General features: G+C 53.8%; 22 protein-coding genes. 9 read left to right on the top strand and 13 right to left on the bottom strand.

Translation table 11 applies throughout. The features are described 5' to 3' along the window. Nucleotides 1-9: 9 nt before the first annotated feature. Genes IPK01_03455 through folD form a run of 4 tightly spaced genes read right to left on the bottom strand, consistent with a single transcriptional unit; the run spans nucleotide 10 to nucleotide 3,787 of the window. Nucleotides 10-1,920, bottom strand: a complete 1,911-nt coding sequence (locus tag IPK01_03455; GenBank protein MBK7932554.1) for a peptide ABC transporter substrate-binding protein — start codon at nucleotides 1,918-1,920, stop codon at nucleotides 10-12. Beyond that, nucleotides 1,921-2,529 carry a dephospho-CoA kinase gene (locus IPK01_03450; GenBank protein MBK7932553.1) on the bottom strand — a complete coding sequence of 203 codons (609 nt, stop codon included), beginning with the start codon at nucleotides 2,527-2,529 and terminating at the stop codon, nucleotides 1,921-1,923. It abuts the gene before it with no gap. Next, the gene (locus tag IPK01_03445; protein MBK7932552.1) at nucleotides 2,529-2,834 is read right to left on the bottom strand and encodes a nucleoside triphosphate pyrophosphohydrolase family protein; all 306 of its coding nucleotides are present in this window, start codon (nucleotides 2,832-2,834) and stop codon (nucleotides 2,529-2,531) included. The genes IPK01_03450 and IPK01_03445 overlap by 1 nt, the downstream gene beginning before the upstream one ends. A 23-nt stretch (nucleotides 2,835-2,857) precedes the next feature. Then, nucleotides 2,858-3,787 (bottom strand): bifunctional methylenetetrahydrofolate dehydrogenase/methenyltetrahydrofolate cyclohydrolase FolD, encoded by a 930-nt coding sequence (gene folD, locus IPK01_03440; protein ID MBK7932551.1) that lies wholly within the window; start codon nucleotides 3,785-3,787, stop codon nucleotides 2,858-2,860. Between the two features lie 47 nt (nucleotides 3,788-3,834). On the opposite strand from folD, the gene IPK01_03435 reads away from it, so the two are divergent. The 6 genes from IPK01_03435 to IPK01_03410 all read left to right on the top strand — a co-directional run bounded on the left by IPK01_03435 (nucleotide 3,835) and on the right by IPK01_03410 (nucleotide 11,082). Beyond that, the gene (locus tag IPK01_03435; protein MBK7932550.1) at nucleotides 3,835-6,261 is read left to right on the top strand and encodes a transglycosylase SLT domain-containing protein; all 2,427 of its coding nucleotides are present in this window, start codon (nucleotides 3,835-3,837) and stop codon (nucleotides 6,259-6,261) included. A 32-nt stretch (nucleotides 6,262-6,293) separates the two neighbouring features. Next, a complete protein-coding gene (locus IPK01_03430; protein MBK7932549.1) occupies nucleotides 6,294-7,196 on the top strand; it encodes an SCO family protein in 903 nt (300 codons plus the stop codon). A 79-nt stretch (nucleotides 7,197-7,275) separates the two neighbouring features. Further along, a complete protein-coding gene (locus IPK01_03425; GenBank protein MBK7932548.1) occupies nucleotides 7,276-9,414 on the top strand; it encodes a S9 family peptidase in 2,139 nt (712 codons plus the stop codon). A 40-nt stretch (nucleotides 9,415-9,454) separates the two neighbouring features. Then, nucleotides 9,455-9,691 (top strand): addiction module protein, encoded by a 237-nt coding sequence (locus tag IPK01_03420; protein ID MBK7932547.1) that lies wholly within the window; start codon nucleotides 9,455-9,457, stop codon nucleotides 9,689-9,691. Continuing rightward, complete coding sequence (locus tag IPK01_03415; GenBank protein MBK7932546.1) at nucleotides 9,688-9,981, top strand: type II toxin-antitoxin system RelE/ParE family toxin; 294 nt, start codon at nucleotides 9,688-9,690, stop codon at nucleotides 9,979-9,981. Before IPK01_03420 ends, IPK01_03415 begins: the two co-directional genes overlap by 4 nt. Nucleotides 9,982-10,023: 42 nt before the next feature. Then, nucleotides 10,024-11,082: a hypothetical protein gene (locus tag IPK01_03410; GenBank protein MBK7932545.1), complete on the top strand. Its 1,059-nt coding sequence runs from the start codon at nucleotides 10,024-10,026 to the stop codon at nucleotides 11,080-11,082. On the opposite strand, the gene IPK01_03405 is transcribed toward IPK01_03410, so the two are convergent. Further along, complete coding sequence (locus IPK01_03405; protein ID MBK7932544.1) at nucleotides 11,079-11,687, bottom strand: amidohydrolase family protein; 609 nt, start codon at nucleotides 11,685-11,687, stop codon at nucleotides 11,079-11,081. The genes IPK01_03410 and IPK01_03405 overlap by 4 nt on opposite strands. Before the next feature lie 460 nt (nucleotides 11,688-12,147). On the opposite strand from IPK01_03405, the gene IPK01_03400 reads away from it, so the two are divergent. Continuing rightward, nucleotides 12,148-12,720: a hypothetical protein gene (locus IPK01_03400; protein ID MBK7932543.1), complete on the top strand. Its 573-nt coding sequence runs from the start codon at nucleotides 12,148-12,150 to the stop codon at nucleotides 12,718-12,720. Nucleotides 12,721-12,849: 129 nt separating this feature from the next. Here the strand turns inward: IPK01_03400 and IPK01_03395 are convergent, their stop codons facing one another. The 4 genes from IPK01_03395 to IPK01_03380 form a co-directional block, all read right to left on the bottom strand. Next, nucleotides 12,850-13,422, bottom strand: coding sequence for a transglycosylase SLT domain-containing protein (locus tag IPK01_03395; GenBank protein ID MBK7932542.1), 573 nt, complete (start codon nucleotides 13,420-13,422; stop codon nucleotides 12,850-12,852). 46 nt (nucleotides 13,423-13,468) lie between these two features. After that, nucleotides 13,469-13,693 carry a hypothetical protein gene (locus tag IPK01_03390; GenBank protein ID MBK7932541.1) on the bottom strand — a complete coding sequence of 75 codons (225 nt, stop codon included), beginning with the start codon at nucleotides 13,691-13,693 and terminating at the stop codon, nucleotides 13,469-13,471. Nucleotides 13,694-13,702: 9 nt separating this feature from the next. Further along, nucleotides 13,703-16,096 (bottom strand): ATP-dependent Clp protease ATP-binding subunit, encoded by a 2,394-nt coding sequence (locus IPK01_03385; protein ID MBK7932540.1) that lies wholly within the window; start codon nucleotides 16,094-16,096, stop codon nucleotides 13,703-13,705. A gap of 160 nt (nucleotides 16,097-16,256) precedes the next feature. Beyond that, nucleotides 16,257-16,778 carry a DUF1232 domain-containing protein gene (locus IPK01_03380; protein MBK7932539.1) on the bottom strand — a complete coding sequence of 174 codons (522 nt, stop codon included), beginning with the start codon at nucleotides 16,776-16,778 and terminating at the stop codon, nucleotides 16,257-16,259. Between the two features lie 98 nt (nucleotides 16,779-16,876). On the opposite strand from IPK01_03380, the gene pta reads away from it, so the two are divergent. After that, nucleotides 16,877-17,881 carry a phosphate acetyltransferase gene (gene pta, locus IPK01_03375; protein ID MBK7932538.1) on the top strand — a complete coding sequence of 335 codons (1,005 nt, stop codon included), beginning with the start codon at nucleotides 16,877-16,879 and terminating at the stop codon, nucleotides 17,879-17,881. A 13-nt stretch (nucleotides 17,882-17,894) separates the two neighbouring features. Then, nucleotides 17,895-19,163: a divalent metal cation transporter gene (locus tag IPK01_03370; protein MBK7932537.1), complete on the top strand. Its 1,269-nt coding sequence runs from the start codon at nucleotides 17,895-17,897 to the stop codon at nucleotides 19,161-19,163. On the opposite strand, the gene IPK01_03365 is transcribed toward IPK01_03370, so the two are convergent. The 4 genes from IPK01_03365 to IPK01_03350 are packed head-to-tail and all read right to left on the bottom strand — an operon-like array spanning nucleotide 19,135 to nucleotide 21,872. Beyond that, nucleotides 19,135-19,356 (bottom strand): cysteine-rich CWC family protein, encoded by a 222-nt coding sequence (locus IPK01_03365; protein ID MBK7932536.1) that lies wholly within the window; start codon nucleotides 19,354-19,356, stop codon nucleotides 19,135-19,137. The genes IPK01_03370 and IPK01_03365 overlap by 29 nt on opposite strands. After that, nucleotides 19,346-20,287, bottom strand: a complete 942-nt coding sequence (locus IPK01_03360; protein MBK7932535.1) for a lysophospholipid acyltransferase family protein — start codon at nucleotides 20,285-20,287, stop codon at nucleotides 19,346-19,348. Before IPK01_03360 ends, IPK01_03365 begins: the two co-directional genes overlap by 11 nt. A 10-nt stretch (nucleotides 20,288-20,297) precedes the next feature. After that, the gene (locus IPK01_03355; protein ID MBK7932534.1) at nucleotides 20,298-21,512 is read right to left on the bottom strand and encodes a beta-ketoacyl-[acyl-carrier-protein] synthase family protein; all 1,215 of its coding nucleotides are present in this window, start codon (nucleotides 21,510-21,512) and stop codon (nucleotides 20,298-20,300) included. 12 nt (nucleotides 21,513-21,524) lie between these two features. Next, entirely contained in the window at nucleotides 21,525-21,872 is a 348-nt protein-coding gene (locus IPK01_03350; protein ID MBK7932533.1) for a hypothetical protein, read from the bottom strand. Nucleotides 21,873-21,966 lie beyond the last annotated feature (94 nt).

Here is a 21,966-nt window from a genome sequence, read left to right as displayed (position 1 = left end):
CCCGAGAATCTATTCGGCCCTCGATGACCGCGGCTGCCAATCGCTGTCGATGCTGATGTCCTTAAGCGAAGCGGCATCTAGGCCGTTGATCTCAAAACCCCTGACGTACGGCTTTACAAGCGAATACGATGTCGGAAAATATAGCGGTATCGCATTCAATTCGTAAACGGCATCCTGCTCGGTAAAGATCTCTGCCGCAGGTGACGGCTCGAGTTGTGCCGCCGGATCTGCCGGCGGAATTGTCTCGCCGGACGGGCCGCCCTCACTCGTCAATTGCATTTCCGTCGTCGGTGTCGGCGAAGGAGATTCTTGGGTCGCCGGTTCCTTGTCGGCCGCGGGCGTCATTTCCATCGTTCGAATACCGAATATCGCCGCCAGACTGACCGATTCATCGAGCGTAGGCAGCACTACTCCGCGTCTTATGAGATCGTACGCACCCGCTACACGGACCGCTTCCATCTCGGCCGAATCTTTTACGAGGATATCGGTGTCTAGGTTTATATTTTGCTTCCACATCTTTGCAACCGAACGGGCAACACGCTGCTGGATATCATTGCGGTTGACGACGAGGCGTATCTTTGGAAAGTTCTCGCCGTTCGGGTATCCTGCCAATTCGAGCAGCTGCTTGGCCCTGTCGACATCGAGAGCAAGCTTCGAGTGCTTTCTTTCACCGAGCGGTAGAAATGACATCGCCGGCTGCGTTGCACCGTCGAGTTCGGCTTCGGTGACACGTTCGCGATCGATGGCGATGGCAAGAGCTTCGCGAACGCGGCGGTCGTTGAACGGAGCGTTCGCCGAATTTACCTCGTAAAAGTTCAACGCACTGTGCGTCGTCTGCCTAAAATCCTCATAAGGCGCCAGCAGCTTGAGCGCAAGTGGCTCAAATGCGGCGTTGGTCAGAGCATCTATCTCGCCCCTTTTGTATGCATCGAGAGCCGAGTCCGCCGAGTCCTTGGGGACGAATCGGACACGGTCCAGGCTCACATTTGCTTTGTTCCAGTAACTATCAGAACGCTCGAGAACGATGCCGTCCTTACCGGCCGAGGTCAATTTGAACGCACCGTTCGTAACGGTGTTGACTCCGATCGGGTCGAGCTCAAACGACTTGCCGTCACCATAAACCGGACGAAAGATCGGATTGGCGACGAGCTTGGCAAGATCCTTGTCGGGGCGTTCGAGAGTGACTGTGAGCGTGTGATCGCCCAGAGCCTCGACGCCGAATTTCACAGGTTTGAGTTCGGCCTTTGGAGCTGACGGCTTTGGCGGTGTAATGATCTGCGGAACTGGGGACGGCGACACTGGAACCTGGTTCTGCAATTTCAGGGCATTATTGGAATTCAAGGTGTCCGTCTGCGGATTTGCCGTGCCGGCTGAGGGTGTATGGCCGAAATCGACCGATTCTATTGGCACTAACCCTTCGGCCTTCGGGTCATGCATTCCGACTATGTTGCGAAACAATTCGGGATGGGCCGTCTTGTCGCCAAGATCGACGAGGCGTTTCCACGACGCGACAAAGTCAGCGGCGGTCACCCGTTTGCCGTTCGACCAGCGCGCGTCTTTTCGGAGATGGAAGGTCCAAACGCGATGATCTTTGGAGCTCGACCATTTTTCTGCAACGGCCGGAACTTCTTTCAGTGTCTTTGGGTCGATCTCGGTCAATCCCTCAAATATCGAGCGAACTATGTCGGTCTCAGGTGCTGCCGAAGCCTGTGCCGGATCGAGGCTTTTTGGCATTTTGCCGTTGCTCCAGCGGAATTCCTGAGCTTTGGGCGTAGTGACCGCAAAGAAAGTCTCCTTTTTTGGCGGTTCGATCTGCGTGCAGGCAGATGAAAAGACAGCAATGGTGAAAATGGCGCAGACAAAAAAAGACCCGTAGGATCCTGTGAGTTTCTTAATTGTGCCAATCAGTCGGGTATTCATCTAATCAGCCATAAACAACTTCAATTTTTTCACGACCTCTGCAACTTGCGAACGCGTGTCCTCAAAGCTGCGTGACGTATCGATCAGATGATCGGCAAATTGTTTTTTTTCATCCTGCGGCATCTGAGCGGCGATGCGGAGTGTTGCGTCCGATTCGCTCAGTCCGTCGCGGTGCTTCAACCTTTCCAATTGTATCGCGCTTTCGCACCAGACGACAATTAATTTGTTAAAGCGTTTGTAACCTCCAGACTCGATCATGAGTGCGGCGTCGATGACTGCGATGCCTTGCGAATCGGTCATTTCGACGTCGCGGATCCAGCGGTCCTGCGCTTCGATAACCAGCGGATGCACAATGGAATTGAGCTTTTCGCGTTTTTCCTTGTCAGCAAAAACGATCGCTCCGAGCTTTTTACGATCGAGAGCACCGGTATCCGTCAATATGCCCTCGCCAAATTCCCGAACGATCGATGCGAGGCCGGGCGTGCCTTTCGCGACAACCTCGCGTGCCGTTAGATCAGCGTCCAGTACGTGACACCCTAGTTCACGCAAAACGCTGCAAACATGCGATTTGCCGACCGCGATCGAACCTGTGAGGCCAACTTTCAGCATTATGCCGCCCGGTTATGCCGCTTGGCGAGCTTTGCCACGTTGTGATCGGCGATCTCCGCGAGCGTCAGGCCGAGTTCGTCAGCACAGGCCGAAATGTACCAAAGCACATCGCCGAGCTCGTCTTTTAACTTGCCGCGGATCTCGTCATTGATGACGCCGCCGTGGTCGCGTTGGATCTTTTTGACGATATTGGCGACCTCGCCCGCTTCGCCGGCAAGGCCGAGCGTCGGATACTCAAGGTTTTCCATTCGCCGCGGATAAAGAGCCGTCTGGCTTGCTTCTGACTGGTATTCTTCAAAATTCATAGTGTTGTTATGCCTTTTCGCGGCTAGTCTGATCTTCTTGCTTTCGCGGCCTCGACCGTGTTTCTCATCAGCATCGCGACCGTCAGCAGTCCGACGCCTCCGGGAACCGGTGTGAAATTTGCCGCCGTTTCCATTGCATCTTTCGGGTTCACGTCGCCTACCAGCGTAAAGCCCCGCGTCTCGATCGCTTTGAAACGTTTTTCGATATCCTCAGGCAGAAAGTAGTCGTTGACAAGGCTCGCGTCGGTCAGATTGTTGATGCCGACATCGATGACGGTCGCTCCTACGCGGATGTGTTCGCGGCGGATGAAGCCTGCTCGCCCGATGGCGGCGACGAGAATATCGGCCTGCCGTGTGATCGACGGCAGATCGCTAGTTCGCGAATGACAGATCGTGACCGTCGCATTCTCTTTGAGCAGAAGAGACGCCATCGGCTTGCCGACGATATTGCTGCGGCCGACAACGACAGCATGCTTGCCTGCGATCTCTATCCCTGAGCGTTTCAAGATCTCGATCACGCCCGCCGGCGTGCACGGTGCGAGGGCCGGATAGCCAAGCGTCAGTTTGCCGACGTTTACCGGATGAAAACCATCCACATCCTTTTCGGGATCGATGCGTTCAAGTATCTTTCGTTCGTCGATCTGTTTAGGCAGCGGCAGTTGGACAAGGATGCCGTCGACGTCGGTGCGCGCATTGAGTTCGTCGATGACAGCTATCACTTTGTCATGCGGCGTGTCGACATCGAGATGGCAATGTTCTGAGATGATCCCGAGTTCTTCAGCCGTCTTCACTTTACTGCCGACGTAGACCGCCGACGCCGGATCTTCGCCAACGCGGACGACGACGAGACACGGCGAGTAGCCGTGAGTTTCCCGAATATCGCTGACCTCGGCAGCAACTTCGGCCTTGATCGCATCCGCAAACGTCTTTCCGCTCAATATTTTCGCGTTCATAATAGACCTTTATCTGATTTTACCGTAATCCGAATTGATTTGCTAAAATGGGGCTGATGTACCGAGTCAGCCTCTTGATCGTTTTCGTTTTTGCCGCGCTTTCGGGCATTTTCGCCTTCGACCCTGCTGAGACACACAACAAAATAAGACAAGCTGTCGGTGCTCGGCAATATTCCGCAGCGGCAGCCGAGCTTCGTGCGTTGCGAACGGCTAACGCGAGAGTATTCGAAGCGAACAATTACGACTATCTGCTCGCCCGAATGGCTGAATCAGATGGCGATATTGCGACCGCGGTCGCCAATTATCAGGCGGTCGCAAACCGTGATTCGATACTCAAAGCCTACGCACTCTTTCATCTCGCCAAGATCTTTCGCCAAAGCGGCAATCTGCTGCTCGAACGGCTTTACTTAACAAAAATGTCTATCGAGTCGCCAAATAGTCTGCTGATCTCTGCAGCTCGCGGGCGTCTTGCGAAAAGCAGTTTCGAAGCGTCAAATTTTGCCGAGACGATCCGGATATTGTCGGCGAACACGATCGGAACGCCCGCCGACAGGTCGAGCGCTGCAATAGCACGGATCCTTCGCGAGGACGATGCCCTGCTCGCTGAGGCCTATCTGCGAAGTGGACATACCGATCCGGCCCGATCGATATTCACGCGTCTGCTCGATGAGACACCAGATCCGTCGCAGCCTGATGACGTCGCATTGTCCGCCGCCAGGTCTCTCGACCTGATCGAGACCGGAGTGGAAAATAGCGGAAAAAAGGTCGCGGATCTCACCGAGGCCGAACATCTGCGGCGGGCTAATATCTATCAATTCAATCGCGATTTTGCAAACGCCAAACTTCATTACGAGGCGATCATTGGCCGATTTTCGACTGGCACGAATACGCCGGGCTGTATCTATCAGATCGGCCGAGGATATGCCCAGCAGACCGAATACGTCGAGGCACTTAAGTGGTACGAACGACTGCAGGAACAATATCCCGACAGCCCGGTCGTCAAGGACGCCCTGCTGCTGGCCGCCGCCGCTTACGGCCGTGTCGGCAAATCGAAAGAGGCGATAAAGCGGTATCAAAAGTTCATCGAAAAGTATCCGGCTGATGAAAAACTCGACCGTGCCTACCTGAATATAGTCGATATTCTCCGCGATCAAGGCGACGATATCGAGGCACTGACGCGGCTCGCCAAGACCCGCGAGTTATTTAAGGGGAAAACTGCCGACGCAGTCGCCCTTTTTGTTGAATCCCGGATCTATATTTCACGAAACGAACTGCCGAACGCACTGCAGGCACTCGACCGTCTCGCGGTGCTTCCGGACCTCGGCGGCTCAACGGTTCCCGGCGGGACGAGCCATGCCGAAGTCGCGTTTCTCAAGGGCTATGTCCTCGAGCTGTCAAAACGCTATGCCGAGGCGATCGATGTGTATCTTTCCATCGCCGACGGGCGAAACGAATATTACGGCTGGCGTGCGACCGAGCGATTGAAAAAGCTCGATAATGACGAGGCTGCCAGATCATTTGTGTCGCAAAAACTCGGATCGTTGAGCAATGGCCTGTCTGCAAAAGATGCTGACGAGCGGCGGAGACATGCCCAAACGATCCTGCGCCTCACGGACGCTCCGGAATTAAGGCAAAAGGCTCTCGACGTCTTGAAGGGCGCGATAAAAGCGCTGCCCAATTATAAGATCGTCCAGGACATCAAACCGATCGTTATTGGCCGCAAAGACGTTTTGAGCGAGGCGAGGGCCGATCAGGCTCGAACGGGCCTTGATGAACTATTATTCCTTGGCCTCTACGACGAGGCGGTAACGCAATTTGACGCATCATTGGCAGCCGGATCGACGGAAAAGAACGGCAGCCCAGTCGCGGCGGCCGACCTTTATCGACGCGGCGACCGTGCCGACAAGGCGATCGCATTTGCCGAGCCGCTTTGGAAGAAGATACCTGCCGATTATCCCATCGAGCTCATTCCGCGTGACCAGCTCGAGATGCTTTATCCGGCACCGTATGCCGATCCGCTGTTGAAATACGCGTCACCTCGTGGTGTCGATCCGCGACTGCTGCTGGCGATAATGCGCCAGGAATCGCGGTTTCAGCCGAATGTTAAATCGTACGCCGCGGCACGCGGGTTGATGCAGTTCATCTCGACGACATCAAGCAAGGTCGCCGCCGAACTCGGCCGTGATAATTTCAAACAGGACGAGCTCTATTATCCGCCGAACGCGATACTGTTCGGTTCACAGTACCTCGCCGACCTGTTCAAGATATTTCCATCGCAGCCCGATGCCGTCGCTGCCAGCTACAACGGCGGCGAAGACAATATGAAACGCTGGCTCGCCCGTTCGCGTTCAAATCTGCCCGACCTTTATGTGCCCGAGATCGTCTATGCGCAATCGAAGGATTATGTTTACAAGGTGATGTCGAGCTATCGCATCTATCAGGCCGCCTATGACGAAAACCTGCGGCCGAGATGACATTTTAGTTCGCCTGTTCCATCATTGAATTTATGCGATATCTTACATTTTTATTTATTTCCGTTTTCCTTTTTGTTGCGTGCAAATCAGGCACGACCGCGACCAATGGTTCGGCCTCGGTCGAGCGATATCCGCTGAAAGGCAAGGTCATTTCAGTAGATAAGGCTGCAAAAACAGCCAATATTCAGCACGAGGAGATTCCCGGATTTATGCCGGCGATGACGATGGATTTTTTGATCAAAGAGGATTGGGTATGGGAAGATCTGCGTCCCGGATCTGAGATCAGGGCCGAACTCGTGGTCGATAAACATGCCAAGGATCCGTATTGGCTCGAGAAGATCGGCATTTCCGCACTTCCGATCCCGGGGCAGGAAGCTCCGCCGGTGAATGAGGATTTCGCCCAGATCGGGAAGCCCGTGCCTGATTTTTCGCTTACAAATCAAGACGGCAAACGCATCTCGATCAAAGATTTTAAAGGCAAACCGCTTGCAATTACCTTCATCTACGCCAAATGCCCGTTGCCGGAATATTGCATCAAGATGTCAACGAATTTCAGCGACGTCGCCAACCAGTTGATGGCTGATCCTCAGCGTAAAGACAAATTCCGTCTTCTCAGCATCTCGTTCGATCCTGCCAACGACACGCCCGAAAAGCTGCGTTCATACGGCCTCGGCTATCTCGGCAAAGATGCAAAGCCCGATTTCTCGGTCTGGCAGCTCGCCGTCGGCAAGGACGAAGAAGTGCGAAAGATCGCCGATTTCTTCGGCCTGCGATATGAGATCGACCCGAACGACAAGACCCAATTCAATCACTCGCTCCGCACGGCGGTCATCGGCTCTGACGGCAACGTCAGAAAGATCCTTGCCGGAAACAAATGGACACCTGGCGAACTGCTCAAGGAGCTTGAATCGGCCGACGCACCGCCGCAGCCGTAAGCCGACGGGTTTGCAACGGATGAACAAACTGCTAATCTCGCCGTATAACTCGTAACAAATTTCGAACATTGGAGAGTATATGCGAAAACTGCTGGTTCGTCTGTCCGTCGTAGTCCTTGTCTTTGCCGTCACTGCCTCCGCCCAAAAGCGAAACATCACTGAAAAGGACCTGTTCGATTTTGCGTGGGTCGGTGACCCTCAGGTCTCGCCTGACGGTTCGACCGTCGCCTTTGTAAAGGTGACGGTGAATGCCGCAAAGACAAATTACGACACGTCGATCTGGTCGGTCTCGACAAGTGGAAACGAAGAGCCTCGACGCATCACCGGCGGAAACCGCGATACTACGCCGCGTTGGTCGCCGGATGGCAAGTCGCTGGTGTTTGTCCGATCGCCCGAAACGCCAGCAGCCGGAGCGGCACCGCAGCTGTTTATGCTGTCGATGGCCGGCGGTGATTCGTGGGCATTTACGAGTCTGCCGCGTGGAGCCGGCAGCCCCGTTTGGTCGCCGGACGGCAAATGGATTGCCTTCGGCAACAGCGCGACGACTGAAGACCTGGCCCGCGGCAACAGGCCTCCTTCGCCGGACAGCCGCGAGAGCGATGTCCGTGTCATCACACGTGCCGTTTATCGTGCGGATGGAGGCGGGTATCTCGACCCGACCCGACCCAATCATCTGTGGGTGATCGCCGCCCCAAAAAGCCCCGAAGAAAAGCCGCAGCCAAAACAATTGACCAGCGGAGCCTTTAACGAAGGCGGCTTTGTCTGGTCACGCGACAGCGCCCGGATCTATTACACAACTAACCGCACTTTCGAGCCGTACTACGATGAGAGACCCAACACACAGATCTACTCTGTGCCGGTCATGGGCGGCACACAGACGCTGCTGACCAAGATCGACATGGGCGTCGGCGGCCTCGTCCTCAGTCCCGACGGCAGCAAATTCGCGTTCACTGCCTCGGCATCGCAAAAGCCGGTGCTTTCCTACACGCAGCCCGACCTATGGGTGTTAGACGTTGCCGCGAATTCACAGCCAAAGAATCTGACAACCGCGTTCGATTACGACATTGGCGGAGCGGTCGGTGGCGATAACGCATCGCCGCGGGCTGGCGGCGGAGGAGGCCCGATCTGGACCGCCGACGGAAAGGCGTTGATCGAACGCTACGCCAAAGAAGGCCGTGCGAATCTTGGCATCTTCGACGCCGCAACCGGCAAAATGAGCGACGTCACCAAAGGCGATCAGGCCATCCTGAGCTATCGGCCAACGCCTGACGCCGGCAAGATCGTCTACACGCGATCCACGCCAACAGTCGTCACCGATCTCTACATCCTCGACCGCACCAGCGGTTCGTCGAAACAGCTCACCAAAGTCAACGAGGCCCTGTTCGCGAAACTCAACCTTACCGAGCCGGACGATGTCTGGTACACGAGCTTTGACGGCAAGAAGATACAGACCTGGGTGCAGAAACCGCCCAATTTTGACCCGAGCAAAAAATATCCCGTGATCCTCAACATCCACGGCGGGCCGCACGCGGCTTACGGTTACGTATTCGATCACGAATTCCAATGGATGGCCGCCAAAGGCTATATCGTCATCTATCCAAACCCCCGCGGCTCAACGAGTTATGGGCAGGATTTCGGCAATATCATCCAGCACAATTATCCCGGCGACGATCACAAGGATCTCATGCTCGCCGTCGATGAGGTGATAAAACGCGGCTACGTCGATGAGACAAAGCTCGGCATCACCGGCGGCTCGGGCGGCGGCGTGCTGACCAATTGGGCAGTGACGCAAACCAACCGTTTTGCCGCTGCCGTCTCACAGCGTGACATCTCGGACTGGGCAAATTGGTGGTACACGGCCGATTTTGCGCAGTTTCAGCCAAGCTGGTTCAAGGGAGCACCGTTTGAGGATGTCGAGGGCTTTCGTCAGCGATCTGCGATCACGCACGTCGCCAAGATCCAAACACCGATGATGTTCATCCTAGGCGAGGCCGACTGGCGCACACCGACCGGAGCTGGCGGCGAAGAGCTCTTCCGCGCCCTAAAATACCGGCGCATTCCGACCGTCATGGTCCGCTTCCCAAACGAAGGCCACGAACTCTCACGCTCCGGCCAACCCTGGCACCGCATCGAACGGCTACAGCACATCGTCGGCTGGTTCGACAAATGGCTGATGGGAACGCCCAAGCCTGAATACGAGGTAGCACCGGTAAAATAGATATTGAAATCAAATATGAATCGACGTATTCTTAAGAATTATGGGCGTGTTGATCGAAGATATAACTGAGACCGCATTGTCGCTTCCCATCGCAGATCGAGCTGTTCTTGCCGACCGATTAATGGAGAGTCTCGATGAACGAGAAGACGCAGTTGCCGTTCGAGAGGCATGGATAACCGAGATCCGTCGTCGGGTTGCCGAAGTTAAATCTGGTAAGGCAGTACTCATCGATGGTGAAGTTGGACTTGCTCAGGTGCGGGCCTCAATTCGAAAATGAGATTTCGTTGGCAAGACGATGCACTGGACGAGTATCAGAAGGCCTCGCATTTTTACGGCCTTAGGGAAATTGGCCTTGACAGGCGATTTATCGAATGTATCGAATCTGCGATTGAGAGAGTTTGCGATTCTCCAACAAGATGGCCATTTCTTGAAGATGACTTTCGTCGAAAGGTCGTTGACGTTTTTCCCTATTCAGTAATTTATCTTGAGGACAACGCGGGCGTCGTGATCGTTGCTATTATGCACGATAGTCGTGAACATGGCTATTGGCGCAAGCGACTCGAATAGATAATCCAACCCAATGCAACCGGTGGACAACTAACAAACCATATGAAGGCAACCTCAATTCTCACATCCGTTATCCTTGTCCTTGTTATTTCATCCGTTGGATTTTCTCAACAGCCGACTCCTGAGATCCACATAGCCCCAAACGCTCCAAAGGATAAGCCTATCGATGTAGTACGCGGGGAAACTCAGAAATTTGACGAGGCTATCAAACCTCATATCGAGACAGCGAAAAGAACATATCCTCAGGCGAAGGAGCGTTTTCTCAAAGGACTCCCGCCCAAGCATTCGTTCTTTATTACAACGAGATTGCGCGACCCAAAAGGCCGCTTTGAACAGGTTTTCGTGGCGGTCAAGGACATAGCCAATGGCAAAGTGAAGGGTGTGATCGCGAGCGACATTCAATTGGTAGAGGGGTTTAAGTTCGGAGATCCATATACTTTTCAAGAAGGTGAACTGATCGACTGGACGATCTCTAAACCCGATGGTTCCGAAGATGGAAATTTTGTTGGCAAGTTTTTGGACGCATATCAGGCCGGACATGTCATTGATGCTCCAATATGGCGTGATCAGCCCGCAACACCGGAAAGAATGAGCCAGCGGATCGAGGAAGCCGCGATTCGATATCAAGCCAATGCCCCAATTCCACGCGTGATACTGTACGACATTGGTTATCCGCGCGATGAGAAAGAATATTCGGCCCTCGACGGAAATGCGGTAATTCTTATTACGGCGGTGGCCCAAGACAAGCTCGAACTACCGCTAAAAAGGGTATATGTTACTATCGACGGCAAAGAGATCGAATTAAAGCAGATCAAATTGGTTCTGTCTGAATCGCCATCAAACAAAAGTGCCTCGGCTAAGACGTTTGGTGCCTTTAGGGCAGATGCTCTGTACATCCTGCCGATCAAACTCCGTATGGCCATTGGTGATCTAAACGCCGATTTTGCAGCCAATAAGACAGGATTCAAGATGGCGGCATTCGGCACGCCTGTCTCGGACGATGTTGGCCAAATCATCGCTAAGGGTATTAGAGGTCCGGGACTTAACGAGCCTGCACTGGATAAGTTCATCAAACGCGAGTTTCCGAGTTTCTTCAATTAGTCCAAAACTACTTCCTTTCCGCTGACTAGGACTTTCACTACATCCCTCGCATTCGACGCGAAAACCAGCGCGGTGTGAACATCGCTGACGGGCTGCTGGGCGATGTTGGCGAGTGAGATGACGGCGATGTCGGCTTGTTTGCCTGGGTCGAGTGTGCCGATGAGGTGGTCGAGGCCGAGGGCTTTGGCTCCGCCGAGCGTTGCGGTTTCGAGCATTTGTTTGGCTGAGATGAACTTCGGTGACGAAAACGCCCTTACTTCGTGCGGGCTTCCGCAATTGGTGCGGTTTCGTGCAACCAAGGCGGCGAAGCGGGATTCTTCGAGCAGGTCGCAGGTGTTGTTGCTGGCGACGGAATCGCTGCCGAGACCGACCGCGATGCCGGCGTCGAGAAACGCTTCGAACGGCGCGTAGCCGTGGCCGAATTTTGCGTTTGATTTCGGGCAGTGGGCGATCTTTGCTCCGTTTGAAGCGATCCGTTTGATGTCGCTGTCCGGAGACAACGACGCAATGGGCAAGCAGCGGTTGTGTTGATAGAACGCCGAGGCGTTCGAGGTATTCGATCGGCGTGCAGTGCGGGCTGTTCCAATCGATACCGTATTTTTCATACACCGAGGTGAAAAATCCGGTGCCCTGCGTCATCAGTTCGTGCTCATCCATCGATTCGGCGGCGTGGATCGTCAGCGGAACACGGTTTAGGATCGAGTACTGAGCGATCAGCTCGAACAAACGCGACCCGACCGTGTACGGCGAATGCGGCGAAAGGCCCACGCGGACAAGCTCGGTCTCTTCACTTTTAAGCTGCTCGAATTTCGCTGCAAGCGTGAGAAAATTGTCGTCTGCCGTCCGGTTGTCCGGCGAAAACTCGGTCTCCTGAAAAACGATGCCGCGAAGGCCAACCGTTTTTAATGCATGCACGCCGGCATGCCCCATACGCCCGATATCGCCAAAACACGTCACGCCCGCACGGGCACCTTCGATCGCTCCGTTTACAGCTGCGGCGAGAATGTCTTCGTCAGAAAGCTCCGCTCGTAGGCCATTTAGCTTGAGCAGCCAAGCCGCAAAATCATGCTCTACATCATCCAGGCACCCGCGCATCGAGGTGATCTCGAGATGCGAATGGCAATTGACCATGCCCGGCATGATCGCCGCCTCGCCCAGATCTTCGATATCGATCCCCGGAAATTGCTGAGCGATCTCGTCCCTCGTCCCAACTGCCGCGATCTGAGCGCCGTCGATCGCGACCGCACCATTCGCTATTGGCTCGGACGAGATCGGCAAAACATGATCGGCAGCGATGATCTTCATTGGACAATTAGAACAAAACTGCGACGAAATCGAAAATCCGAAGTTAGCGGACACTTGTTAATTTTTTCCTCGTATTGTGTGGAGCGGTTGGACGCCGAACGGCATCTTGGTGCTGATGAGTTGCGAATGGGGCGGCGATGGGATGTTGGAGATCGCTCTTTTGAATGGGAATGTTGGGGAGCGATGGGTCTTTGTTACAATTGGACCGCAGCGGCGGCCTGTGACAGTTTTTTATACCCGTTTTACGATTGTCGCTGGGGGTCTTTTTTATTGTCGCTGACCCTGTTTTTTACTGTCGCAAGCCCCCTAAAACATTGTCGCTGTCCCCCTTAAAAACTGTCGCAGAATGCATTTTTACGGCACTTTTCGCAATTTTGTTGATGAAATTGTGGTACGTACCACAATTTTATTGTGAGGTGAAAATTACACGTTTGGTCTTCACCAAAAACGCGCCCGATGTCATCATTTTTGTGCTGGAACCGATCGGTATCGCGTGAGGATAGATGAGACGTAGTTTTTGGTCGAGGCGATTCCTATGCGGGCAACAAAATCGGATTCGGACAGAACACCAGTGTCCGTTTCGCGTGTCCATTCCTCGACACGGCTCGGGCCGGCGTTGTAGGCAGCTAGGGTCATAGCGGTCTCAGACGGCAGATCGCGGTATTTTTCGCGGAGCTTTTCGTAATACCAGCAGCCGACCTGGATGTTTCGTTCCGGGTCAGCAAGAAACGTGTTGACGTTCTCGGCTGCCTGCTTTTCAAATTCCTTGAGGCCTGTTTCCTTGGCCCATTCTCGAGCAACGACGGGCGTCACCTGCATCAGCCCGACTTCTTCGTCGGCACCGATCTTCCACGCCCGAAAATAGGTCTCTTCGTAAATGATGCTCCAGACCAATTTTGCGTCGACGCGGTAAACACGGGCCTGCCGCTCGATCAGGCCGTCATATCGATGGACCCAATAACTTGGGAAATAGATCGCCCCTGAAGCAGCGATCACAATGAGCACAAAGATGATGGAGACCAGATAGCGAAGCATCGATAGCCGTTATTAAATCAATTCTTTGTGGTATCTACAAGGCGGATCAGGTTTCGGGAACAAGGTCGGTGTGGCTTTCGACACGTGCTATCGCGTCGTCGGCCGTGTTAGGCGGTTCGGCGGTGCGCATTTCTTTTCGATCCTTTTCCGTGACCGAGGTGCTGCCGGTGCGGGCCATCTCAGAAAACAGATCTACGTCAAAGTCAGCCTCGGCGGACATTTCCTTGCGGATCTCGAGCAGCACTTCGATAAACTTTGAACGGCGGTACATCTTTTTGTTCTAAGCCTTTTGCGACAGCTCCTTTTCGCTTTGTTCTGCCGCGAGCGTCCGGTAGGCCAGGTTTTCGCCATCGAGAAAGACCTCGACCGACGAGTCTTCGGCGACATCGCCCTGCAGCAAACCTTCGGACAGCTCATCCTCGATATATTTCTGAAGTGCCCGTTTCAGCGGCCTCGCACCATACTTTCGGTCGCCGCATGTGCGGTCGATGAGCCATTGTTTGGCGTCCGTGGTCAGGCTGATCTTGAGCTGGCGGTTTTCGAGGATCGTGTTGAGACGGCCGACTTGCAGGTCGATGATCTCAAGCAAGGCCTCATCATTCAGCTCGTCAAACAGCACGATCTCGTCCAGACGATTAATAAATTCGGGAGCGAATGTCTGACGGACGATCGCCATCACTTGATCTTCGAGCTTGTCACGCGACGACGCTGCATTCGCCTGAAATCCGAGTGTGCCGCTCTTTTGGATAACCCGTGCACCCAGGTTCGACGTCATGATAAAGATCGCGTGTTTGCAATCGACCGTTTGCCCCATGGCATCGGTCAAAACCCCGTCCTCAAAGACCTGCAGCAAAACATTGAAGAGATCGGGATGTGCCTTTTCGACCTCGTCGAACAGCACGACCGCGTACGGCGAACGCCGTAATTTCTCGGTCAACTGTCCGCCTTCTTCGTGGCCGACATATCCCGGAGGCGAGCCGATGAATTTCGAGACCGAGTGCTTCTCCATGAATTCGCTCATGTCAAATCGAATGAGCGAGCGTTCCGAGCCAAAGAGAAATTCCGCGAGACTGCGGGCAACCTCTGTCTTGCCAACACCGGTCGGGCCGAGAAAAAGGAACGATCCGACAGGCCGGCTCGGATTCTTGAGTCCGGCACGCGAACGGCGGATCGCCCGTGCCAGAGCCGAGATCGCCGGACGCTGCGAGACGATGCGTTCGTGCAGTGCCGCCTCGATCTTCATTAGCTTTTGAGCTTCTTCCTGCTTGATCGACGCGACCGGAATTCCGGTCCAGCGGGCGATCACTTCCTCAACGTCGTCACGCGTCACTTCGACCGCAAAGAACGAATCTTCGAGCGTCTGCAGCTCGTAGGAGATCAATTGATCTTCGTTGGCGGCAACGCGTTTCCAGTTCTCAACAGTCTCTTTCCACGAGGGCTCACCGCGATTTTCATGCTGGTACCGTAGCTTGGCCCTTGCTCCGGCTTCGTCCAAAACATCGATAGCCTTGTCAGGCAAAAATCGGTCGGCGATGTAGCGGTTCGATTGCTGTACGGCGGCCGCGAGAGCATCTTGCGAATAACGAATTTGATGGAACGCTTCGTAGCGTTCAACGATTCCCTTAATGATCGTCAGAGCCTCGGCCTCGTTCGGCGGATCGACCTTGACCGCCTGAAAACGGCGTTCGAGGGCCCGGTCTTTTTCGATGGTCTTGCGGTATTCCCCAGGCGTCGTGGCTCCGATACATTGGATCTCGCCGCGTGAAAGTGCGGGCTTTAAGATGTTAGCCGCGTCGAGCGTACCTTCTGCCGAACCGGCACCGACGAGCGTGTGGAGTTCGTCTATGAAGACGATCGAATCGCTGGTCTCACGCAGTTCGGCCATTATCTTCTTCAGGCGTTCTTCGAATTGCCCTCGGTATTTCGTTCCCGCTACGATCAGCGAAAGGTCGAGAGAAAGGATGCGTTTATTCTCGAGAAAACTCGGTACATTTCGATCAACTATGCGCTGGGCAAGTCCCTCGATTATTGCCGTCTTTCCGACTCCCGACTCGCCGATCAGGACAGGATTGTTCTTGGTGCGGCGACAGAGGATCTCGATCAGTCGTTCGATCTCGGGCTCGCGGCCGATCAGCGGATCGAGCCGTCCATCCGAGGCTTCGATGGTCAGGTCACGCGTAAATTCCGTTAGACTTGGCGTCTTGCTGTTGTCTTTCGCCGGAGCAAAAACGCCCGGAACTGCTGCCTGGCGGCTCATCTCGTCGCGAACGTCGTGCAGCCTAAGGCCGTAACCGAACAAGATTTCCGCTGCGATCGATTTTTCCTCTCGGACAAGGCCGAGCAGCAGATGCTCAGGCCCGATATGGCGGTTTTTTAACTGGCGGCTTTCTTCGTTAGCGTAAAAGAGAATGCGTTTGGTGATCGGTGAAAGATGCAGCTCTGAAGATTGCGGAATGCGTTCTTTCAGAACGATACGTTCCTCAACATCGCGGCGGATCGTATCGACCGTCAAGGCGTGGCGAAACGGGAAAAATCTCGCTGAGAGATTCTTATCCTCTCGCATCAATCCCAAAAGGATATGTTCAGGTGCGATGACCTGCGAACCGTATTGGAGCGCTTCGTAGCGAGCAAAAAAGATAACCCGGCGAGACCTTTCGGTGTAGCGTTCGAACATATAGTTTGCGACCAAACGAATTTTCAGCTAACGACAATAATTATATCGAAAATTCGTGCCGACGCGTCAATTTCTTACGTAGTTTATTTTCTAACGAGCTTGCGTAAAATACAGTTGCAAAGCTCGCGAAAATCCAGAAGAAAATGCGTCTCGGCCGCAATTAATTTGGCAAGGCCGAGACCGGCTCTATCGCCGACAGATCGTCCGACTTTATTTCCCGGACGATCGCCTCGTCTTTGTTCTTGATGCTGCGCAATATTTGACCGGCTGGTGCGAGTTCAACACGGGCAGTGAGAACGCGAGAAACGCGTTTCGGCAGGAACTTTGGAGCGAGTCCAGCGATCGAATCGGAAAGGGCCACGATATCGCCGCCGCCGGACCAATGTTCGCGAACGACCGATTCGTCGCTGCGGTTGACCAATCGCAGCAGCACCAGAGCAACAACATAAATATCGTCGATCTGCCCGATGAAAGGGAATACGTCCGGAATGAAATCCAATGGCGAGATCACATAAACGATAGCTGCGGCAAAGAGAGCCTTTTCGGCGATGGGGACGCGGTTGTCTTTGAGCAGTCGCCCAAGCAGCATTACCATATTAGGCAGGAACATCAGAAAGCTGTGCATTCTGCCTTTCAGTTCGGACTTTTCACGTCGCTTGATCTTTGTTTTTGACTCTTTCATCCGGTTACCTCGTTCGCTTTCTCAAAGTGTATTGAATAGCCGATATTAGAGCAAGTTTCGCGCCTGATAGTTGTATGATAAATTCGAAGTCGAAACCTATGATATTGCAGCAGATCAGACAGCGAGCCCATGCCGATAAACAACATATTATTTTGTCCGAGGGCGAAGACATTCGCACTGTCGAGGCTGCCGCGATCTGTGCCCGCGACGGCATCGCCAAGATCACGATCCTCGGCAGCGAAGAGAAGATCCGCGAGGCCGCCTTGCAGGCGGGAGCCAATCTTAACGGCGTCGAAATACTCGACCACCGAAAGTCAAACGATTTTGGAAAACTCGCAACACTCTACCATCAGATGCGTCGTGCGAAAGGTGTGACACTTGAGGAAGCCGAGCAAACGGTTAAGGATCCGCTCTATTTTGGTAACCTCATGGTCCGCGAAGGAAAGGCTGACGGCTCGGTGGCCGGTGCGACAAATACGACGGCTCACACGGTCGCTGCCGCTTTGCGGTGCATTGGTGTACGGCAGGGAATGAAGACCGTTTCGAGTTTTTTCCTGATGGTCGTGCCTGAAAAGAAGTTCGGAGCAAACGGGGCGATGATCTATGCTGATTGCGGCGTTGTTATCGATCCCGACGTAAGCGAATTAGCCGAGATAGCCATTGCATCGGCGGACTCGTGTCGGGCGTTGCTCCAAGTCGAACCACGCGTAGCGATGCTCTCTTTCTCAACAAAGGGAAGTGCCAAGCACCAACTTATCGACAAAGTTATCGAAGCGACAAAAACTGTCCGAGTCCGTATGCCCGACCTCATTATCGACGGCGAACTCCAAGCCGACGCCGCTCTGGTCACATCCGTCGCCGAATCAAAAGCGCCCGGTTCACCCGTCGCAGGCAGGGCAAACGTTCTAATTTTCCCTGACCTCAATGCCGGCAACATAGCCTACAAACTTACCGAACGCCTCACCGGCGGCACCGCGATCGGCCCCATTCTACAGGGCCTTGACCGCCCGTGCAACGATCTCTCACGCGGCTGCAAGGCTGAGGACATCGTCGACGCCATAGCAATTACTGCGGTTCAGTCACAAGCCCGAAAAACCTCTTGATCTCGAAATCCGTATGGATCGCAAGGACAACCCAATAAAACGACTTCTGGACCGCCTCGGTCCGGGGTTGATCACGGGCGCGTCTGACGATGATACTTCGGGGATCGGGACGTATTCGCAGGCCGGTGCGGCATTGGGATTTGCGACGTTGTGGACGGCGATAGTGACACTGCCGTTGATGGTCGTTGTGCAGCATATTTGTGCAAAGATCGGCATGGTCTCAGGACGCGGCCTAGCTGGAGTTCTCAACAAATATTATTCAAAAAAGCTCTTATATCCCGTTGTTATTGGGCTCGTGGTTGCGAATACGATCAACGCCGGTGCGGATATTGCGGCGATTTCGGCGGCGATCAATATGTTTGTTCCCATACCGATCTCGGCGATGGTAATTCCGATAGCTCTGGCGATCGTCGCACTTCAGGTTTGGGGCTCATATCGCTTTATCATGAAGATATTCAAGTGGCTGACGCTCACGCTTTTTGCTTATGTGATCGCGGCTTTTCTGGCAAAACCGGAATGGTGGGCGGTGTTCAAGGCAACGTTCGTACCGCAGATCTCATTTACGAGCGAATACATCACGACCATCGTCGCGATCCTCGGCACGACCATTTCGCCATATCTCTTCTTTTGGGAAGCGAGCGAAGAGGTCGAGGAAGAAAAAAGCGAAGGCCGCACCAAACTCTTCGAGCGAAAAGGTGCGACCGACAGTGAGATCAGGAAGGAAAAGATCGACACTATTGTCGGCATGCTCTTTTGCAACGTAGTTTTCTATTTTGTGATCCTCGCGGCAGGCGCGACGCTTCACGTGTCGGGCAAGACCGACATACAATCCGCGACCGATGCGGCACAGGCATTAAGGCCGCTGGCCGGGAATTTTGCAACTGTGCTGTTTGGTATCGGACTGATCGGTGCGGGCCTGCTTGCGGTTCCTGTTTTGACCGGTTCGGCGGCCTATGCTGTGGCTGAGACTTTCGGCTGGCCGTCGGGGCTTGACGAAAAACCCCGTCACGCAAAGAAATTCTACGGCGTCATCGCCGCCTCAACGATCATCGGCGTGTTGATCGATTTTGCGGGGATCAATCCGATTAGCGCTTTGTTTTGGACTGCGGTGATCAACGGCGTGATTGCTCCGCCCTTGTTGGTTGTCGTGATGCTGGTCGCCAATAACAAACGAGTAATGGGCAAACGTGTTAATGGAAAATTTACAAATATTGTTGGCTGGTTCGCAGCCGCAGTGATGTTTGCGGCGGCGATCACGATGTTTGCTTTGTGGTTCCATTAAGTTCACCGTGGTCCTCAGTCAGGCATTTAGGGCACAAACAATCGCTGAATTGTGACTTGAGAACTGTCGCCGCCGCTGCCGGAATTTCGATATCGAAGCACCAGCAGCCATCGAGTTTTGCTCCGCAGCCGAACGATTCGCCGCATGATTCGCAGATCTTAATTTCCGCCATGTCCTTTACTCTATCTTGCATAAGGGTTCGGTTCTCCCTCCGGGCGAGTTTTCCAGCGTTTGTGTATCCATAGCCATTGGTCGGGAAATGCCCGGACAAATGATTCCATATCTGCGGTCATGGCGGCCGTGGATTCAAATACGTCGCGATGGCGGTCATCGGTAAAGGGCGTTTCGATCAAACTGCCGTGATGAACGACGTATTTCCGCTTATCTTTATCCCACACGCAGCACATCGTGATGATCATTGCGTTCGTGCGACGCGCCAATGTCGCAACACCCGCCGTAGTGCATGCGGGAATACCAAAAAACGGAACGAAAACGCCGTCCTTTTTTTGGACGTTTATGTCGGGCATTACACCCAGAACTTCCCCGTTTCGAAGCAGCCCGATCGTTTCATTGAATGAATTTTGTTTGTTGATCGAACGATTGCCAAATCTGGTACGAATACCCGTGATATAGTTCTCGATGAGCGGGTTATCCATACGGCGGGCAAGGTAATTGATCGGCATTCTCGAGGCCGAATAAGCGAAAATGCCGATCTCCCAATTCCCCATGTGCGGCCCCGCAAGTATTGTGCCTCGCCCTTTTGCCACCTGAGCATCGTAATATTCGCGCTCGCTACCCAGGCCGTCAAAATCAAATTCGACCAATTGTGAAATACCTTCGGGGGTTGCAGTCGGGAAATGACAAACTTCGCCGATAACGCGGCCGAGGTTGTCAAAACATCCCCGCACAAGACTCCATCGTTCGTCATCGCTCTTTTCGGGAAACGCGATGCCCGTATTAATGAATGCCGTTCGTCTGAGATCAGAAAGAAAGAGGAAGAGAAAATTAACGATCAGTTGGCCGACCCGGACCGACAGCCGCCTCGGCATAATACCCAGAACCCCCGCAACGACCAGCACCAGAACATACTCGGCCCTAATTTGAAACGAACTTTTTTTGGCCATTTTCGGGCGATCAGCCTTTCCAGCGACGAAACGCCAGAACCGCGTTGAGACCACCGAATGCAAACGAATTTGAGATCGCAGCATCAACGGTCTTCTCGCGTGCCGTATTGGCGATGATGTCAATATGGCATTCCGGATCGATCTCGGTGAAATTAATGTTTGGGGGCAAAATGCCATGGTGAAGCCCCAAAACCGTTGCTGCCGACTCGATAGCTCCTGCCGCTCCGAGCGAATGCCCCACCATTGATTTTGTCGAACTTACCGCGACATCCTTTGCGTGCTCACCGAAAACAAGTCTGATCGCCGCCGCCTCCATTGTGTCGTTGGCCGCTGTCGCAGTGCCGTGTGCATTTACGTAGCCGACCTCGTCAGCGTTTATTCCTCCGTCCTCAAGTGAGAGACGCATAGCTTTTGCAGCTCCGGTCGTTAACGGCATTGTCAGGTGATGGGCATCGGCGGACATTCCGAAACCGACGATCTCGGCATATATCGTGGCACCGCGTGCCTGTGCATTTTCAAGCGTTTCCATCACGAACATTGCTCCGCCTTCGCCGAGTATCATGCCCGTGCGGTCCTTTGAAAATGGGCGGCATGTGTCTGGCGACACGACACGCATCGCTTCCCAGGCCTTGAGATTACCCCAGCAAAGCGGAGCCTCGCTGCCGCCAGTAACAGCGACGTCAACCGTTCCTTGTCGGATCAACCAAAACGCATGTCCCATTGCATGGTTAGCAGACGAACACGCTGTCGAGAGTGTAAAATTTGCTCCCGTAAATCCGTGCTCCATTGCAACTTGGCTGGCGACCGCGTTGCTCATCGCACGCGGAATTACCGTAGGCTGCTGACGGATTTTGCCTTCGACATAATACTTGTAATAGATATCGTCCTCGGTAGTCTTGCCGCCGAGGCACGAACCGGTCACAACACCGGTCTTATCTTTGAGCTCATCTGTAAATACAATGCCTGCGTCGGCAAGTGCTTCTCGAGCGGCGACAATGCCGTAGATACCAAACTCGTCCAGCCACATCAACGCCTTGTCGTCAAAATGTTGGGTCGCATCGAAACCGCGCAGTTCGCCGCCGTTCTTGAATCGGATCGCCGACACATCGGCCCGCTGTATCTCGCGGATCCCCGATCGTCCATTAGAGACGCCATCCCAAAAATCAATCGCGTTATTTCCGAGCGGCGAAACGACGCCGACTCCGGTTATCACAACTCTTCTCATCTATTTTGTTTGCTATTTGGCGTCTTCTGATTCCGCTGGCGGTGCGGCCGTTTCGTCTTTGTCCTTTATTCCGGCGCGTTCTTTCAAGATACGTTCCATTTCAGCCGCGTTGTCGACCGGATTCGCGAGCAGCCATTCTATGCCTTCGACGGCTTCGGCTACGCTCTTCATCATCTGGACCTTGTCGTCAGGGATCATAATGTCAAACTCTTCTTCGAGTTCGAACACGAGATTAAGGCCGTCGAGTGAATCGAGGCCCAGAGATTCGAAAGTGGTTTCCATCGAAATTTCTTCCGGCGGAACCTTTTTGAAATTTGCAAAGACTTTGATTACTCGTTCGGCAACTGTTTGTTCTGACATCTATTGATCCTCTTTCACGTTGAAATCCAACAATGCTGAAACGATATTATAGTAAAAAGCCCGTGCAAACGCACGAGCCTCATCGAACGCCGTT

It is taken from the genome of Acidobacteriota bacterium, assembly GCA_016713675.1.
Lineage (GTDB): Bacteria > Acidobacteriota > Blastocatellia > Pyrinomonadales > Pyrinomonadaceae > OLB17.
This window is presented reverse-complemented; position numbering and strand designations above follow the sequence as displayed.